16 protein-coding genes are annotated in these 18,147 nt (G+C 40.7%); 8 read left to right on the top strand and 8 right to left on the bottom strand.

What is annotated here, in order from left to right; all coding sequences use genetic code 11:
• Positions 1 to 155: 155 nt before the first annotated feature.
• On the bottom strand, positions 156 to 962 hold the full coding sequence (locus tag FXW07_RS10250) for a hypothetical protein (RefSeq protein ID WP_229395337.1): 807 nt from the start codon (positions 960 to 962) through the stop codon (positions 156 to 158).
• A gap of 257 nt (positions 963 to 1,219) precedes the next feature.
• Between FXW07_RS10250 and FXW07_RS10245 the strand changes: the two genes are divergently transcribed.
• Together FXW07_RS10245 and FXW07_RS10240 are read left to right on the top strand one after the other, a co-directional pair.
• A complete protein-coding gene (locus FXW07_RS10245; RefSeq protein ID WP_229395336.1) occupies positions 1,220 to 1,414 on the top strand; it encodes a hypothetical protein in 195 nt (64 codons plus the stop codon).
• Between the two features lie 315 nt (positions 1,415 to 1,729).
• The gene (locus FXW07_RS10240) at positions 1,730 to 2,941 is read left to right on the top strand and encodes an ABC transporter permease (protein ID WP_229395335.1); all 1,212 of its coding nucleotides are present in this window, start codon (positions 1,730 to 1,732) and stop codon (positions 2,939 to 2,941) included.
• A 104-nt stretch (positions 2,942 to 3,045) separates the two neighbouring features.
• Here FXW07_RS10240 and FXW07_RS10235 read toward each other — a convergent pair whose 3' ends face one another.
• Entirely contained in the window at positions 3,046 to 3,921 is an 876-nt protein-coding gene (locus FXW07_RS10235) for a head GIN domain-containing protein (protein WP_229395334.1), read from the bottom strand.
• Between the two features lie 1,113 nt (positions 3,922 to 5,034).
• Between FXW07_RS10235 and msrB the strand changes: the two genes are divergently transcribed.
• Together msrB and FXW07_RS10225 are read left to right on the top strand one after the other, a co-directional pair.
• Positions 5,035 to 5,448: a peptide-methionine (R)-S-oxide reductase MsrB gene (gene msrB, locus FXW07_RS10230; protein WP_229395333.1), complete on the top strand. Its 414-nt coding sequence runs from the start codon at positions 5,035 to 5,037 to the stop codon at positions 5,446 to 5,448.
• Between the two features lie 477 nt (positions 5,449 to 5,925).
• Positions 5,926 to 6,570, top strand: coding sequence for an HAD family phosphatase (locus tag FXW07_RS10225; RefSeq protein WP_229395332.1), 645 nt, complete (start codon positions 5,926 to 5,928; stop codon positions 6,568 to 6,570).
• 111 nt (positions 6,571 to 6,681) lie between these two features.
• Here FXW07_RS10225 and FXW07_RS10220 read toward each other — a convergent pair whose 3' ends face one another.
• From FXW07_RS10220 to mtaC, 3 genes are all read right to left on the bottom strand, one after another.
• Positions 6,682 to 7,821, bottom strand: coding sequence for a glycosyltransferase (locus FXW07_RS10220; RefSeq protein WP_229395331.1), 1,140 nt, complete (start codon positions 7,819 to 7,821; stop codon positions 6,682 to 6,684).
• Between the two features lie 998 nt (positions 7,822 to 8,819).
• Positions 8,820 to 10,205, bottom strand: coding sequence for a methanol--corrinoid protein co-methyltransferase MtaB (gene mtaB / locus FXW07_RS10215; RefSeq protein ID WP_229395330.1), 1,386 nt, complete (start codon positions 10,203 to 10,205; stop codon positions 8,820 to 8,822).
• 10 nt (positions 10,206 to 10,215) lie between these two features.
• Complete coding sequence (gene mtaC / locus FXW07_RS10210; RefSeq protein ID WP_229395329.1) at positions 10,216 to 10,992, bottom strand: methanol--corrinoid protein MtaC; 777 nt, start codon at positions 10,990 to 10,992, stop codon at positions 10,216 to 10,218.
• Positions 10,993 to 11,009: 17 nt separating this feature from the next.
• Between mtaC and FXW07_RS10205 the strand changes: the two genes are divergently transcribed.
• From FXW07_RS10205 to FXW07_RS10190, 4 genes are all read left to right on the top strand, one after another.
• Positions 11,010 to 11,162, top strand: coding sequence for a hypothetical protein (locus FXW07_RS10205; protein ID WP_229395328.1), 153 nt, complete (start codon positions 11,010 to 11,012; stop codon positions 11,160 to 11,162).
• Positions 11,163 to 11,901: 739 nt separating this feature from the next.
• The gene (locus FXW07_RS10200; RefSeq protein WP_229395327.1) at positions 11,902 to 12,756 is read left to right on the top strand and encodes a winged helix-turn-helix domain-containing protein; all 855 of its coding nucleotides are present in this window, start codon (positions 11,902 to 11,904) and stop codon (positions 12,754 to 12,756) included.
• 145 nt (positions 12,757 to 12,901) lie between these two features.
• Positions 12,902 to 13,693, top strand: coding sequence for a winged helix-turn-helix domain-containing protein (locus FXW07_RS10195; protein ID WP_229395326.1), 792 nt, complete (start codon positions 12,902 to 12,904; stop codon positions 13,691 to 13,693).
• Positions 13,694 to 14,001: 308 nt separating this feature from the next.
• Complete coding sequence (locus FXW07_RS10190; RefSeq protein ID WP_229395325.1) at positions 14,002 to 14,478, top strand: DNA-deoxyinosine glycosylase; 477 nt, start codon at positions 14,002 to 14,004, stop codon at positions 14,476 to 14,478.
• A gap of 86 nt (positions 14,479 to 14,564) precedes the next feature.
• On the opposite strand, the gene FXW07_RS10185 is transcribed toward FXW07_RS10190, so the two are convergent.
• The 3 genes from FXW07_RS10185 to FXW07_RS10175 form a co-directional block, all read right to left on the bottom strand.
• Positions 14,565 to 14,753: a 4Fe-4S binding protein gene (locus tag FXW07_RS10185; protein WP_229395374.1), complete on the bottom strand. Its 189-nt coding sequence runs from the start codon at positions 14,751 to 14,753 to the stop codon at positions 14,565 to 14,567.
• A 126-nt stretch (positions 14,754 to 14,879) separates the two neighbouring features.
• Positions 14,880 to 16,817: an SWIM zinc finger domain-containing protein gene (locus tag FXW07_RS10180; RefSeq protein ID WP_229395324.1), complete on the bottom strand. Its 1,938-nt coding sequence runs from the start codon at positions 16,815 to 16,817 to the stop codon at positions 14,880 to 14,882.
• Between the two features lie 229 nt (positions 16,818 to 17,046).
• A complete protein-coding gene (locus tag FXW07_RS10175) occupies positions 17,047 to 18,021 on the bottom strand; it encodes a C1 family peptidase (RefSeq protein WP_229395323.1) in 975 nt (324 codons plus the stop codon).
• Positions 18,022 to 18,147 lie beyond the last annotated feature (126 nt).

Below are 18,147 nucleotides of genomic sequence, written 5' to 3'. Positions count from 1 at the left end.
TTCCTGGATATAAGTTCCTGGATATAAGTTTCCGGATATAAGTTTCCAGATATAAGTTCCCGGATATTTTTGATTCTCTAGCATTTTTGACTGCGTGGTATTTATTAAGATGTTTTTGGTATTTCGCACTGTAGATATTTTTTGTCCTTCGTACTTTAATGCCTGCGCTTAAAAAGTTTCTGCAGACCTTCTCCAAAATCTTCCAGGTCTTTCCGTGCTGGGGTCTGGCGCCTGGATATGCTTGAAAGGACGGAAAATGCAGCCTGTTTACTCCGGCTGGCTCCTTTAAGCAGCCCAATCTCGATCATTGCAACAATTAATTCGGAAATGATTTTTTGATCTCTGGGACTCAGGTTATTCCATTTTTCGTTTATCTTTTTCGAGGAATCAATTATTGATTCTTTTCCTTCGGATGCTATTGTTGAGGCTTTTGAGGAAGCTACTTTTGAGGCGTTTATTATCTGTTTTCTTCCATAGGAAGCCGTTTCCAGAAAGACTTTGAAAGCATTCTGTGAGATCTTTTTTAGTCTTGCTCTTTGATTAATAGGGATCTCCTCTCCAGATGCCTTTCGGAAATCATTTTCAGAGCCTCGGCTCTCCAGAATTTTACGGACTTCTCTAAAGATCTCCAAAATCTCCTCCTCAGACCTCGTTTTAAGGTATTCTCTGAGTTTTTCCAGAAGGTCCGAGTCGATTGGTTCTGAATCCGCTTCATGAGATGAGTTCGAATCGCTGAAAAATTCCTTATCTGCCTCAATGTCATCTACTTCAACGTCATCTACTTCAAAGTTACCTACTTCAACGTTATTTACTTCAACGTCATCTATCTCAACGAAATCAGCATCAATTATAGGACTGGACCCAAAGATAGCTTCACGTGATGAAGCCTTTCTGGATTTGGATTTATTCCGGATCTTGAAACCTGCATCTGAAAGTCTGTCGAATACTCTGTCTTTAAGCAAGAAAATGCACTCCTTCCTGAAAATAAATGCCTTCCCTCTTAAAACAAAAAACTTTACTTACACGTGAATAATTCGTGGCCGGGCAACTTTAGCATTAACTAGCTGTTTAATATAATATTATTTAATTACCTGCATATCAATCTAATTACCTATATGGAGTTTAATTTTAAGACTTCATATCTTTTTCTGTTCATCTCTTTTCAGCAAAGTCTGAACTTCCAGATTTGGATGGAAAAGATCAAAGCTCCAACACAATAATGAAATCGTATCCAAGCCGCTTGCACGCTTTCACCCTTCTCATAGGAGTCCACCTCCTGTCCTCTGCGTCTGAAATTCAGGTAAAACTGCAACTGGAGCAATTGAAATCATTTTTTCCCGTACCTGAGTTTGATTACTACAGAGAAAAAGAGAATATGCCAGGCTATTTTTCCATCAAATTAAGCTACAAGTGATAGTTCGGGAACAAATTTCGGGTTTTTACGGAGGTATTCAACGAGCTTTCCTTCATTGGGCTGCCCGAAAGCAAGATTGATTACTTCAGATTTGACGGTAAAAATCTCCTCTCAATTTGAAAAAGTTCGAACCAATATTAAATAATTTTTATAAAAAGTACAGAGCTAATTATCGAGATACCCTTTTTAGTAGAATTTATATGTTTGAGAGATTCATTTAAAGAAAGTTTAAGAAAAAAATGGATTTTATCTGAGTTCATAATTTTACACTCCTCCAACCTGTCCTTATAAAATCTGTAAAACGGAGCTCCATTTATGATCCACCTTTTCAGTGCAGGAAAACTCGCTTTTGGAAGCATTAAAAGTGCAAAGCTGCGTTCGACCCTTACAGTGCTTGGAATCGTCATAGGAGTTGCAGCTGTAATTGCAAATGTGTCTCTTGGGGCAAGTTTCAACCAGCATTTTACGAATGAAGTGACCAATATAGGATCGAATTTCATTTATATTCAGGGGATGCAGCCCAAACTTTTTTACGACAATGAGTTGAAGATCGTTGAGAACACACCCGGGATTTCGGGAGTTTCTCCTTTGAAATCACAAACTGCAGAAGTCACGTACATGTCCGAAACCAAAAATATTATGGTTAGCGGCGTAGGGAAATCCTATGATGAGGTGGCAAACACAAAGCTTCAGAAAGGAGATTTTATCACTGACAACGACGGGTATGTGGCAGTTATCGGGTACAAGGTTGCAAACGAGAAATTCGACCGGAACATCTCGGCCCGGAACTCCATAAACATAACATTCAGGGTAGGAGAAGACGAAAAAGTTACAAAGACCTTTAAAGTTAAGGCAATAATCCAGAACCCGGAGAACACTGTTATCCAGGCGTACAATGACAACGAAGCCGTTCTTATCCCAATCGATGTCATGAACGAGATCCTTGGAGAAAAAGATTATGGCGGGGCTTTTGCAATGGCTGATGACCCCGCAAAAGTTCAGGAGACTTCGGATGAGGTCGACGAGCGTCTTGCCAGAAATTTCGGGATTTCTGAAAGGGAACTTGAAGATAAAGATTCCCGCCCTTATATCATTGTCAATCAGGCAGAGGTACTGGAACAGACGGATATGATGGCGGCAGCTCTAAGTTCGTTCCTGACGGCCGTTGCGTTAATCTCACTGCTGGTTGGCTCAATAGGAATCATGAATATCATGCTCGTAAGCGTAACTGAAAGGACAAGGGAGATAGGAGTGCTCAAATCTCTTGGATTTACAGGCTTTGACATTCTTTTTCTTTTCATGATAGAATCAATCCTGCTCGGAGTTTTCGGGGGCCTCCTGGGGAGTACGGTTGGGATCGCAGGTGCATACAGTGTTGAAACCCTCCTCAAACTTCCTGTCGTCTTTCCTTTCAGCCTCATTGCGGCCGGATTCTTCGTAGCCGTTTTCGTGGGCTTTGTCTCAGGAGTCTACCCTGCAAGAAAAGCCGCAAAAATGAAGCCTGTGGACTCACTAAGGCACGAGTAAAGTTCAGCAAAAATTGAAATGGATAATTTAATTTAAGAATTCGTGACGGATTTTTATCCAATCATTTACTTAATTTTTTACTTGATGATTTATCTGCTTTTAATTTATCTGCCTTTATTTGTGACTTTACCGCTGCCTGAAACCTGCGTGTTGAACTCTTCCGGGTTCCCTCTATAGAATACATTTCCACTTCCGCTTATATTAGTGTCAAGTTTCCGGTCCGCGTAGACATTTGCATTTCCCGCACCCCTGATACTTACTCTGGTCACCTCGGTCCTGAGTTCAGGAGCATCAACACTTCCCGAACCTTCTATATTTATTTCATGTGAAGAGGCATTGCCTTTCAGGAGGACACCCCCAGAACCGGAAATCAGGCTCTTCAGAGAGCTGGCATTTGTCTCCAGTTTGATATTACCTGAACCTGTGATTGCGAGATCCAGGTTTTCGGAATCAATCGGCGTAGTTCCTATAATATCCCCCGAGCCACTGAGGGAAAGGCTCCGGACTTCTTCCATCCCTGCATAGATCTTAATAGTTTTCTGGGGGCGGATGCATTTTTTCGCATTGATTACCAGAACTCCGTTTTCCACGCTGGTCTCCAGGAGGGGCAGGATATTATCTTCTGCTTCAATTCTAAGGCTGCTGTTCCCTTGCTCAATAAATACGTTTCCTGAAATACGTGAATCCAAGCTGTGAAAAGGTTCAATGCTACGGGTTATAGTTTCCACATTTCCTGAGCCACGTTCGCAATCATAGTCCGTACATCCGCTTTCAGCCATCACCACAGCCAGCAATAGGATTCCCAGGAGAAAAACAGAAGTCCCTGCAGGCTTGGTTACGCTCACTTTTCCTTTCATTTTCCCAATCGATATTTTTTCCCATCTTACTTTTCCTGCCCTTTCAAGCCGTTTTATCATTCCCTTCTCATTTCCGGTCATATCTCTATCTTCCTCATACCTTTGTCCCTTTTCTTTTGACATCGTTCCTTTTAGGCACCCTCATATCCTGATAGAAGCGAAGAGCTGAGTCATGGAGTACATACTCATAGTATGTTTGCTTCGAGTTTTTATTCTAGCTCATTTTGAATCAGGGTTTTAAAGAGCAGCATAAGAACTGATGCCTTACCTCGGAGTTTTTAACTGAATAAGAGTAATAGGGTCCTCTTAAATTCACTACCAAACTGGAACTTCTTCCTCCTTTTTTCAGACAATTAACTAAGATAGTAGTGTTTCCAAAAAAATTACCATTTATTTTCAGGTTAAAATCCAATTAACCTTCCTAAAAACCGCAAATTTTGGTGAGGAGCACGTATAATCTCCCCTGGCTATGTATTGTGAAAGCTCCAGTTATATCACTAAACGAAAATTTCAAATGAAAATTGTTATCCAAAATATTAAAAACTTTTTGAGATGAGATCTTGCAGGCAAATACTTACAGGGAGCTCTGTCCAAAAATACTATTCTTTAGCCGTATTTTTACTGGAAATAACTGTAAGTTACGGCATTACAGAAAGAAAGGAATTACAAGCCTTCTCTGAATGAATAAGTCAAGAAGGATCTAAAAACTATATTTCTTAAAGGCTTTTAAGAGCATATAGCCTTAAATAGGCCAGATTAAAGTATTGAGCTTTCAAATCGGCTTATACTGGAAAAAAAGCTTGAAAATTACGAAAACCAGAATAAAGAGCCCAAAACCAATCTTGAGGAGCACTTTCCCACGCTCAATGGCTCTTTTTTGGCTTTAACCGCTCCATATCAGACCTGCCCCAATCCAAATTCCGGAGGGAAAACAGAACGCAGCCTGACGCATGTGATTCGATCTGGATATTACAACCATGGAAAACACGGAAAGCACGGAAGAAAAACGCCTTTACTATTGATTTCCGTGTCTTCCGTGCTTTCAGTGGTTTTCAAAAAATTCATTTCTGACATACTTTGGAATCGATGAACTAGAAAATAAAAAGGCAGAGTAAACTTTCCAGGGTTAATTTGTTTAAAAACGATAACTTCAAAGACTGCTGCAAGAAATATAAAGGACTCAAAAAATAGTAATATCGCTGGAACAACTAAATCATATACAAAGGGGGTTCACACATGGAACAGAAAGTGGGTGAAAAATCTGAAGAAGAATGGAAAAAAGTACTTACTCCTGAACAATATCACGTCCTGCGAAAGAAAGGTACGGAAAGTCCCTTTTCCGGCAACCTGTACTATAACAAGGAAAAAGGAGTTTACACCTGTGCTGCCTGCGGGCAGGAGCTCTTTTCCTCGGACACCAAATTTGAGTCCGGAACCGGCTGGCCAAGTTTCTCTGACGTTATTTCCAGTGACAGGGTAAGGCTCAAAGAAGACACCAGTTATTTCATGAACAGGATAGAAGTAGTCTGTTCTCGCTGCGGAAGCCACCTGGGCCATGTATTTGAAGACGGACCTTCACCAACCGGAAAACGCTACTGCATTAACTCCATTTCTCTTAATTTCAAGAAAGAAGGAGAAGAAGGCAAGTAAGGCGGAGAAAGAAAGTAAAAAGAGTGGAAAAAAGTAGAAAGAGTAGAAAGAAAGTAGAAAGAAAGTAGAAAGAAAGTAGAAAGAAAGTAGAAAGAAAGTAGGAAGTAAAGTTCAACAAGCCAGATCTTGTGATTTATAAGTTTATGGATTGGGGAGAGGGGGCTCAGATAAAACTTGAAACCAGCAAAAATATACTTTGAGATAATTGGCTTTTTTCTCTTCTTAATTTCCTATATTTTATTTTTCAATATATTATTTTCTGTTAAGGGATTAGGGTCCTCTATTTATGTTCCGGGCACACTCCTTTTTGCCCTCTTAGGATATTGGCTGGGAGGGATTCTGTACGAGAAGTATTTCAAATGAAAAATCTGCTCAAAAAATAATCAGGGTATCACAACCTAATAGATCTCTATAGAGATATTATAGAACTTTATTTTTCATAATATTTATTATAGATTATAACAATCTATTAAATAGATGTTAAAAGCAATAATTTTTGATGTGGACGGAGTTCTTATAGATTCCATGCGTTTCCAGGCCGATGCCTGGGTTAAAACCTTCAAGGAAATTGGTATTAACATTACCAGAGAAGACATTTATGAGCTCGAAGGCTCAAACAACAAAAGATTAATTAAATCAATTTTCGAAGAGGCCGGAAAGGAGCCTGAACCCTGGCATTTAGAGCAATTGCCTGAAAAGAAACGTGAAATTCTCGAATTTGATCGGATAAAGCCTTATGAAGGTATCCCGGACTGCCTTAAGGCATTGAAACGGCATTTCAAGCTCGCTCTGGTCTCAGGGTCACATACTGATACCGTAAATAAAGTTGTCAATAAGTATTTCTCTAACTGTTTTGATGTCATAATTACCGGGAGTGACCTTGAGCGCGGAAAACCGGACCCGGACCCTTACCTTAAAGCCCTTGAGAAACTTGACCTGGCAAAAAACGAGTGCATGGTAATTGAAAATGCACCTCTGGGGATAACCGCCGCCAAGAGGGCAGGGATTTACTGTGTTGCAGTTACAGGTATGCTTGAACCTGAAAAGATTGAGCATGCGGATCTTGTGCTCGAAAACCATGCTGCCCTTTTCAAGTATCTGAAGAATCTCATTCCAAAGTGATATTAAAAAGTGATATTAAAAAGTGATATTAAAAAGTGATCATGGTTTTTCCTGATCACTTCCTTCATTATGCAGGATTTGTAGAAGTATTGCGGAAACTGAAGAGGCTTTTCACAAAATTTTCTCATTACAATCTTTTTCAAGCATTTCTCTTACAGCACGAGGCCCGTCCAGTTCTCTGGCAAGTCTTCGTAGCCTTTCGGTTTTATTCCTGTATCTTTTTTCCTCAAGGACTTCCCGAATACATTCGAGTACGACCTCAGGAGGCGTGGAATAGCTGAGCATCCTTCCGTAGCCTTCTTCCTCGATTACTTCAGCATTATTTTCCTGCTCACTATGCCCCCTGTCAGGAAAAGAAAGGATAGGAATCCCAAAGCTCAGGGCTTCCATCATAGTACTGTGCCCTCCTGGAGCTATTACTGCATCAGAACTTTTCAGGTATGGATATGTATCTTTTATGAACTTAAGAATCTGTACATTTTCTGGCAGGCCAACCAGGTTTGAGGGATCGAGGGAAGGACCTGAAATCAGGGTGTAATTAATGGACGACTCAAGTTTTGCTGTTTCAAGCACCTTTCTGAAAATAGGCTCTCTGTATCCGAAGCCCCCTATAAGTGAAACAATATGTGGTTTCTTAAGGGGAATTGACTCCACATCTTCGTATTTTTCTTTTATAAGGGGACCGCTGAAGAATAGCTTTTCCTGAACTCTACCCCGAAAATTAAGGTTTTTCTTGCAAACGGTATAAGGAAGCGGGTAATCAGGAATAATTATTTTATCTACTTTTTCAAAAATCTGGGTATAGAACTTTCTGGTCACTTCTCCAAGAAGCCTCAAGGATACTCCACGGTTTTTGAAAAACTCTTCCATATTTGATTGGTTCAGGATGAGGTATACCGGAATTCTAAGTGTAAAACCAGCGAGAGTTCCCAGATAATAGCTGTCCGAAATAACGACATCAGGACCAATCTCTTTGATCAGTTTAAGGAGTTTTGGTCCTCCTAAAATGTCAGCACTTTTAAGGGTAGCCTCAATTGAACTTGTAAGATCCAGGGCTCCAGCTTTTCCGATCAGCTTTATTTCTGAAGGGATTTCATGTGCCGAATACCCTGTTTTTTCGACCAGCTCCTTTGAATATCCATATGCTCCGAAATGCACTTCGTGTCCGCCAGAAAGGAGTTCTTTTCCCAACGCAAGGCACCGGCTGGTATGACCAAGCCCTTCTCCACATATCAGAATAATTATTTTCATTTATCCGTCCCCCTTAAAAGTACATTTATTTCTCTTTGTTCTCTCCTTAATTCTCGATTTTTAATTCTATATTCCGGGCTTTTTTCAAAGAATTTGCGGATAATTCCTGATCCGTCTAAATAATCGAAAATTAGTAATGTATTCAAAATCAGTATGTAAATTGAGCATTCACAAACCTGGTCATTTCGAGTGCTTATTTCATACACAACCTGATAGAGTTCTCCTGGAAAAACAGATCAAAAATTCAGCTTTAGAAATTGTTGAGGAACTACTGTAACAGCTTCCATACATAAATGAAACATATTAACCCTAAAACGGGATCATTTTAAGAGTTCAAAATTAAAGGAAGAAAAAGTAACATGGGAGAATTATTTTAACTCCTTACTGATGGCACGGTTTTTGTCTGTTCGTATATTTTTTGTCTGATGGTATATTTTTTTGTCCCACGCTACTAATTATCGATACTCCACTAATGTATATATGTTTTTTCTTTTTTTCTATGTAATTATTAAATTAAATATATTCTTATGTTTTGAAAAGATATATTCTCATGCTCTGAAAAAATATTCTGTTCCTCAAATTTAATTGCACGATATTTCGACATTGATTATTTTATTTTTATTATGTTGTTCTATATATTACTTTCTTTTTTTATCGGTCTATTAATTAGGGTAACATCTCGCCCGAGTTCTGCAAGCTTTTTTTGAAAAGGCCTGACCGAAAACCTCAACAACAATATGGTCGGCGTGACCGCAACTCTTTAAAAAAAGCTTGAGCTAAAACATTGTGAAGTGTGGTCAAGTGGGGAAACGCTTGTGATTATAAATTCTATGAATAAAAGTGAAGCGCGTACATGCAAAATTGAATTACACAGGAACTCAGAACAGAAGAAAACGACAAAACCATGCAAAACAAAACAGCCAGAAATATTAAGAATTATGGAGATTCAAAACAAATTTAAAACAAATTTAAAAAAAAAGAGAACCGGAGGGTTCGGCTTAAAGGCCGTAGTTCTCCGGCAGGAAGACTTTAACTTCATTCTTGTATTTTGTGAAGCAGTCGTCCATGAACTTGTCCATGTCGTCTGGAAGAGCTGAGAGAGCTGCCTTTGCGTCTGCGAGGGCTTTGGTTTCGAACCTGGAGAGCTCGAGCTTGCCAGCTGCACCTTCTTCGACAATGTTGCAGCATTCGACTGCAGCGTTCTTTGCCCTGAGGTAGATGTTTTCTCCGTCTTTGACAATTGCCTGACCGACTCTGTATGCATTGTCGTATGCAAGCACATATGCCTGGGGGTCTCTGTATCTGTCAGAGAGCATCATAAGGTCCCTGAGAACTTTTTCGTTCTTGGTTTCAAGAGCGGTGTTCATGAGGGCACAGTCGTATGCGAGGGTTTCAGACCAGCACTGGACAGTTGTACCGCCGAATTCACCGTGATACTCAACAGATTCATTGGACCAGCAGTCACAGCACTGCATGACCAGGTTACCCATTACATCAGAGTGGGCGCAGGTTGAGGTTTTACCTTCCATGGTCATCGGCATACCTGTGATGGCTTTGACGATGATGTTTTCATATCCGCAGTCTTTTCCGGGTCCTACTGCACCTGCTTCATATGCAACAAGGGACCTTGGAGCAGAGATTGCCCTGGCCAGAATTGCAATTGTGTGAGCGAGGTTCTTGTTGAGCAGTCCACCACCAATGAACATTGCAGTGTTTGCCTGTGCACAGTCTGTGTCACCTGCAGAAACAGTGCCGGTCTTCTTTGCAATGTTGGAGATGTCGGTCCAGATCATTTCCATGTCAATGGAGCCGAGACATCCAATTGCGTAGAGCATACCGGGGACATCGTTCCTGAGAACTGCATAGTCGAAAACTTCCTTACCACCCATGCTCTCTACAGAAAGCAGGTCTGCACCACTCTCGGCACACTGTTCGAAGGCCTCAAGGAAGACAGAGTATTTGTCGCCTCTGAGCTGCATGAATTCTCTGTTCTCACGGATGTCACCAATGGTGTGGCGAAGTGCACATTTTATACCGTATTCATCATGGTATTTTTCCATAATGGTTTTCTGGGCGTGTGCAACTTCTGCTCCCCAGGAAGGGTTGTTGGACATCTGCTGAACGTGTTCGGTTTCGAGGATAACTGCTGGGAAACCAACCTGAACCATTCTCTCCATAATGTCAGTGGTGATCCTCTCGTATTCCTTTACGAGTTTTTCCTTGGATGCACCAGCTTCAGGTCTAGGAGCATAATTAATTTCAGGAATAGTGTAACCTGCACCGATCTCGAGGTCAAGACCTGCCTTTACAGGGTACTTGGATACGCCGAAAGTCATTTCGTCTGCGCTTGCGTATGCCATTGAAGTGTATCTTTTTGCTGCCATTTTACTCACCTCAGTGCTTGTGGAATCTCTCTCTTAGTTCTGTGACATCTGTTGTACCTGCAATGATTGCGTCAGCAATCTTGGGGGCATCAGCGGCTTCTTCACCATATACACCAAGTGCAAACTGGGATACGAAGTCCTGATTAACTGCACCGCCACCACATGCGAATGGAATCTTTATTCCGTTTTCAAGAAGCTTGTCATTAACTTCCTTGAATGCATACATGGTGGTTGTCATGAGGGCAGTACCTGTGAGCAGAATTGGCTTCTCTTTTTTGACTGCAGCAAGAACTTCTTCTGAAGGTACATCTCTTCCAAGGTCAACTACATTGTAGCCATTTGCCCTGAGAAGAGCTGTAACGATGTTCTTTCCAATGTCGTGAACGTCACCTTCTGCGACGTGGCAGACAACGGTTCCTTTGGTTTTTGGAGCAGCACCAGAGTGTTCCTTACAATACTCGATACCTTCAAGCATGGCATCAGCAGACATCATGACGTTGGGGAGGAAAATTACACCTTCATCATAAAGTCTTATGACAACTCCCATACCGACCATAAGAGCGTCATCGATAAGATTAATTGGGTCCTTACCAGCTTCGATTGCGGCCTGGAGCCCCTCGATAACGTCATCTTCTTCTCCTTCAAAGATGGCCTTTGCGATAGGGTAGATAAGTTCATCTTTAGGATAGAGTTCTTCTGCGGCTTCTTCAGGCGTCAATGCCTTTTCCAGAGCCACGTTGTATCTGGTTAAAACCTTTTTCAGACTTGCCTCTGTAAAGTCCAACATATTTTTAAACCTCCGTTTTGGTTTTTGGCAAAAAGGTCACTACCGTTGCCGGGTCTGCAGTCCCGGACATGTTCGGTGTCATGATGTTCCGGCTTTACCTCCGTGAAGTCTTTTCTTTCGAGGATATTAAGACCTGGAAATCTACAGTTCATCCGTTCTACAGGATTTGATCTCTAGATTTTACTCAGAGTCTACCAGCGAAAGAATTTTCTCCTTCTCACCGGAACTTTTCCTTTTTGATTAATTCGCGTGTCTGCTAATGCTGACACGTCTTTACAGCATTATTAGGGGAGATTATCACATATACCATAACCGACGGGAATTTTTTTCTGATTTTTACAGGACAATAAGAGGTCTGAAATTTTGAATCCATTACAGAGCATTTTGCCCTGAAATTTTATGTGCCCGTTTTTCATGAGATACAGCCCTTAAATTTTTGAGGTAAATCTGTAATACATTTAAATATTATTTGGATTCCGGAAGTTTTAGATTCGTGAGGAGAAACATGATAAAATTGTTTAAACAATGAGATTATTAAGATAAAGCCTATCAAAAATTTCAATGATCGTACTCTACTATTTCAATTTTATACAACTTGATTATTCTGTCATTTAAGGCAGTAAAAATTTAAAAATGCATTTAATGCTATCGTTTTTATGAGTGCCTGAAATTAGTTTAAGACTTTTTGAATTATATCTACAAGATGCCTTCGCGTTTAAAATTATTAATCCAAACTCTTTTATATAAATGGATATATCGAATCTCAATAATGGCACAAACGCTTCTTCCTATTCAGGTCGTATAAAGCAGACTGAAGGTAGAATTTACATCTGTCTTTGTGCGGAGACTTTAGTGTCACATGATACAGAGATTCTATATTAATACAAAAACGCGATAGAAGTGGTTTGAATGCAACACGAGTTAATAGATGTAGTATTTCGTTCCCAGAAAAGAAAAGACCTCCTTTTACTCTTGGGAGAGGAACCAAGAACAATGGAAGAAATTAAGACCCTTCTTGATGTTTCTCCCACGGCTATCTTACCCCAGATCAAACGGCTTACAGACAGTAACCTTGTTATTCAAAAAAATGGCAGCTATGAATTGACAGATATGGGAGATCAGGTCTTTAAAAAAGTTCAGTCCCTTGTCAATGTCCTTACTTTACTCGAACAAGATAATTACTGGATCGAACACGACCTGAGTGGAATTCCTAAGTATCTCCTCGACAGAATAGGAGACCTGAAGGACTGCAAGCTGGTTGAACCCGATCCTAGCCAGATTTTTGAGCCGAGTACTGAACTTTTGAATTTTTTCTCCTCATCACGTTATCTGATGGTATTTTCGTCTTTCTATAGGCCTGAGTTTCTTCCCCTTTACACAAGGCTTGGAAGGCTGGAGTCAGATATTACCCTTATTTTCACTGAGTCGGTACTCGAAAAAATTATGCAGAATTATGAAAAGAAGATAAGAAAACTTGCTACGCTGGAAAACACCGAGCTTTTTGTATGTAATGACGGGGTCAAGCTGGCTGAACTTATGGTTTCAGACCGTGGGATGATAATTTCTCTCTTTGACAGCAATGGAAGATTTTATTACGAGTATATGTCCTGTTCCGGACCTGAGGCCATAATCTGGGCAAAAGAGCTTATTGAGTTCTATAAATCAAGAGCCTGGCAGATCGAGAACGAGCAATGTATCGATAATTTTATTGGTACAGCCGAAAGCGAAGCTTTTCCGGAATCCATGATGTTCAGCCTGCACTGATAAATAGAGAAACCAGCTGGCAAGAACATATATAAGGCAATTTGTAAGCGGTTGGTAAGGCAGTTTGTTCAGGTGTAAACCATCAGTCGAATCTCCAACCACATTTCAGAATCGCTTCAGAATCCCTTTCCGGAGGTTATATTGAATGAGTACAGAACTTCAGTTAATAGATACAATTTTTTTTTCGGACAAGAGGAAAAATTTGCTTTTACTCCTGAAGGACGGGCCAAAGACAATTGAAGAAATTAAGAAAGGGCTTAAAGTCAGTTCCAGTCCTATAATGGCCCAGATCCGAATCCTTCTCAAAGAAGGGCTGCTGGTGCAAAAAGGGGACAGTTATTGTCTTTCTGTAAGAGGAAAGCTTATTGTCCCAAAAATGGAACCTCTTCTCTCCACTTTTCGGGTCTTCGACGAAAACCATGAATACTGGGCAAGGCAGAATTTGCGGACTCTTCCTCCTCACTTGCTGGACCGAATTGGAGAACTTGGTAGCTGTAAAGAGCTTTTACCTGAGAAAACCCACATTTTTGATTACCCTCCTGAAATTATGGACCCTCTTTACAAGTCCAGGACAGTCATGGAGATTTCTTCAATTTTCCGCCCCGGATATCCGAGTCTATATCTGGACCTTGCAAAAAGAGGCATTGAGGTTTCGCTTGTTCTTGAAAGGCAAATATGTGAAAAACTAGTTTCCGACTACAGGGCAGATGTGGAAGAGTTCTTAAACATGGAAAATACGCACCTTTTTGTCTGTGACCATAAAATTGAGCTCGCTTCCAGCATTGTTACAGATCGCTTTATCTCCTTATCCATGATCTCTAAAGAAGGAAGGTACTATAACCATGAGATGGTAAGTTTCGAGAAAAGCGCCCTTGTCTGGGGACAGGAACTTTTTAACTATTACAAAGACCTGTCCGAACAAATAACTCAAATTTAATTTTTTAATCAATTTAATTTTCAAACCGTTTAGTTTCCAACTAATTTAGTTTTTTAATCAGTTTAGTTTTTAATCAGTTTAGTTTTTGATCAGTTCAGTTTTTGATCAGTTCAGTTTTTGGTCAGTTTAGTTTTTGATCAGTTTAGTTTTTGATCAGTTTAGTTTTTAATCAGTTTAGTTTTTGATCAGTTCAGTTTTTGATCAGTTCAGTTTTTGGTCAGTTTAGTTTTTGATCAGTTTAGTTTTTGATCAGTTTAGTTTTTTTGCTCCCAAAGTTAGAAATAATCGTAAGTTCCAGATTCTTTAGAATGAAAAAGCAAGGTTTCCCACCAGTCATTGACGAAAATACCGAAATCCTGATTATCGGGTCTCTCCCAGGAGACGTTTCTATAAGGAAGCATCAATACTACGGGCATCCAGGCAATGATTTCTGGAGGCTGCTTGGCAGTATTATCGGAGAAGACCTTCAGAGCATGGATTATCAAAATCGGCTTGAGATCCTGAAACGCAATAAAATAGGCCTCTGGGATGTTTTCAAAGCCGGAAAAAGACAAGGAAGCGAGGACACAAAAATAAAGGAAGAAGAAATAAACCAATTTTCAATGCTAAAAGATATGGCTCCGAACCTGAAGCTGGTTCTTTTTAATGGCAAGAAATCAGGAGAATCTGAGCCGATTTTGAGGGCAATGGGGTATGAAACAAAAGTCCTCCCTTCGTCAAGCGGAGCAAACCGGCGATATTTACAAAGTAGAAAATTGGAATGGGAAATGGCTTTCAAGCATTGATTGATTCTTCTTTACTGATCAGCTTTGTACCCATTCTTCCGAATAATCGGATTTTGTCGAATCTATTTAAAACGTGAAATTCCGACTCATTCAAGTTGTTCGATCGTTATGGCTTCATTGGGACAGGCTTCTTCACAGGCTCCGCATTCAACACATTCATCTTCATCGACAACTGCACAACCTTCGTCCTCATCAATAACGATTGCTTCTACCGGACACTCGTCCACACAGGTTCCACAGCCCGTACATTCTTCTTTATTGACTTTTGCTGGCATTCTATATGCGTCTGAAGTCAAGGTTAGCCTGAACCTATTTTTAATTATGTCATATTAAATATATAAAATTTGAATGTATAAATGTTCCAACCCATTTTACCAGCAAAGTTTTCTTTTTGTTCTTTTTCACTTGTCGAGAATTCGGGATTTATCCAACCGATTTAGAATTTCAAGCAGCTTCTTTTTGAACCTGTTGACTTTCCGAATCTGATTAAGATATACTTCCCACTCCTCTTTCTTTCCAATAGATTCCAGCGTCTCCTTTATTTTTCGGAGGTATATTGATGCTACTTCATATGAGTTTACTTTTGTCTTGGAGATCAATTCTTCTGCAATGGTTTTCCAGATTTCAATCGCAACCTCAGGGTACTTGTCCTTAATAGCATTTGCAATTTCTTCTCCTAAGATAGATTGTATGGCTATTTCGGCTGCACCTTTGCTTTTTTTAAGCTCTTCATACCAGTGGACTACCTCATCAGCGTCATTTTCTTGAATAGCTATATGAATCAACAGATCAAGGACAGGAGGTTTAATTTTTTCTAACGAGCTTACTTCCAGCAGCCCTGATTCCGGAAGAATGCCCGGAATGATTGAAAACTCCCCCGTAGTTCTGGACTGGCGGACGGGTAACTCTCCGGTTCGCAAGTACTGGAGGGCAACTTCTCGGATTTCCGGCCACTTCCCAATTTTTATGGCTGCTTTCTGCATTTTAATATAACTGGAAAGTTGGGGATATCTGAAAAAATCTTCCGTTTCAAGGGCAGCTATGAAAAGCCAGTTTCCTTCGCTTTCTTTAATTTCAATAAGGGTTTGCAAGAGCTCGTAGGCAGTGCCAGGGTCATATTCTCTTAGTTCTTTGATCCCTTTATAAATCCAATCTTCTGCTCTCTTTTTTTGCCCGGAATCGAGCAGTTCTCTAACAAGCCTCGTATAATTGCCTGTCATTTCGACTTCGAGCTCGGAGATCGGGATAATCTCCTCCGACCGCCCAGCTTTTCTCAGGGCATCGATAAGTCTGTCAACAATATAATCTCGTTCCCAGGATGACTCGTACAGGATATCGGTTTCTTTCTCTTTTTCTTTTTCAGCTTTTTGCAACCTGACTTTCAGGGTTTCTGCAAATAGATTCCACTCTTCCTGAGAATAGGCTTCTCTCCAGATAACAGGTTCATTAAGAATACTGTGATTATCTTTTAGCTCAAGATCAAGAGCATAAAGCATTTTCTCATGTGCAGGAAGAAAGGATTGAGATAAGGCTCTGAACACCACATCCATGCAGCCGGAGATTTGTGTTCCTATATCCCTTTCTTCGTCATATTCCTCAATTTCATTATATCGGTCCATGAGCTCTTTTCCGATATCAAGAATCTCATCAGGATGACCTGAATCAAGGAGGCTTTCAAGCCGAACCTGTAACTTTGAAAAATCAGGCACTTCTTCGCTTTCGTAAGACCAGAAATCAAAACTTTTTAATTCTCTCCAGAGCCCATCCAGCTCGGAATAGATATTTCCAATAACTCCTTCCGGATTTTCAGATGAAAGGTGCTGACGGTCTGTCAGATATATGCCAAGCATGTTATCTTTTTTTGCAAACGTTGTCAGTATCTGGATTAATTCCGGCTTCTCCAGCTTTTCTAGATATTCCTGGAGAACCTGTGAAGATTTTTCGACCTGGTAAGCTCCAGAAGTTCCGGCTCCTGCAAATCCTCTTCTGGATCTTTTAATAAGTGGGTCTTCCTCAGTAACAACCGGCACATCTTCTCCCTGTTCAATAAGGTCAAGATATTCAAGTACAGCTGCAACTCCGTGTTTGCAGTCATACCCGACAGGACAGGTACAGATAGAACTCAATTTCCCGTTTTCAAGGGAAACTTCAGTGAAATACTCTATCGTCCCCTCTACCCGCGCGACCAGGCTGCCTATGGAAGTGCATTTGATTTCTTTCACCCGACCCTCTTCTTGATACTTGATCCCCTTTGCAGTTGCTTTCCCTCCAGCCCAATCCTGGAGGTCACTCCATTTAAGTTCCTTGAAGTTCCGGGCAGTTTTGCTTTCTTCTGGCATATGTGAGTATTTATATAAACGTGGTATAAAAATAAACTTATAACCTCTGTGATATAGTTCAGTGTTTTAGATATCCTGCTGCAATCCTGCTGCAAAACAGCATTGCTGAGGATGAAATCTTGTTTTCGGGATGTTAACTACTGAACTGGCATAGAGTTACTGCATATCGAAGACGTTCTCAATTACCTCTTTTAAACCCCGATGGCTGTGCCTCAATGGTGTGGAACCGTCAGAGTTTAAGTCCGAAATTCCCTGTGTCAATCCAGTTCATTGAGATAAGAGACCAGAAATCCACTGCGAACTTACTCAGGACATATTCATAGGGCAGCCAACCATATCCCTGATCTCCCCAGCCTGTCCCCCAGGAGTTGCGAATCAGGAGAGCGCCAGTGGTTTCCTGGTTGCTGAGAGTGTTTTTGATTTTTATATCATCGTCATATCCGACAGCAACGACTGCATGACCCCATATTGCCTGTTCTTTGGGGCCTGGGAAAGGGATTCCGCCTTTTACATCTGTATCGTTGAAAGAGGGAAAACCAAAGAAACCAAACATTGAAGGTATTCCTGCTGCAAGGTACTTTTTCACGCTAAAAAGAACATCTGAAGGCAGGATGTTCATACCCTGCGGGTCGTGGCAGAAGTACTTAAGGGCCTCGAAATCGTCGGCAAGCGAATATACAAAATTCGAAGGTTCTTCATCAAAGGTCGGTTCCCCTGCCGGGCCCGGGATTTTTCTGTCAGTATAAGGGTGATATTTTTCAGGAGGGACCCCGCAAAGAACAAGAGCTGCCATAGTATCTCGAAGCCAGGCTCCGGTGTCTCCCTTAACGCCCATCAGGTTTCTTGTCGTCTTGTAAACAAAAAGCCTTGACCCTTCGATGTGCTTTCCAAAAGCCCGCCTCTGGAAGTATTCAATCACTCCTACGCCTGCGTGGGCAGTACAGGAACCCAGATCCATCTGGTTTTCAACCGGCGAACACCAGCTTCTAAGGTCTACCGATGCATGCAGCTCAGAAGCTTTAGATTTCTTTTTGAAAGACAGGAGCCCGAGTTTTTTTGTTATTTCAGGAATTTGGGCATCTTCTTCTGTTGTTCCTTCTGTGTAATCTCTCAAGTCCGGCAATGGAGGAAGCCAACCAGTTGAAAAAGTTTCCCCAGTCTCCGGAATCTTCACCTTTTCAAAAGCAGCTGCTATACCAATCATTTCATTTACCCCACTCACTTAGAATAATATTTTTTATCCATTATGACAATTTATCTACACGTAATTATTATTTTATTTGCATTATTTTAAACATTATTACTTGTGTTTTAATCTTAAAGTTAGTAT

The organism is Methanosarcina sp. DH1, from assembly GCF_020804205.1.
GTDB classification, from domain to species: Archaea; Halobacteriota; Methanosarcinia; order Methanosarcinales; family Methanosarcinaceae; genus Methanosarcina; species Methanosarcina vacuolata.
This window is presented reverse-complemented; position numbering and strand designations above follow the sequence as displayed.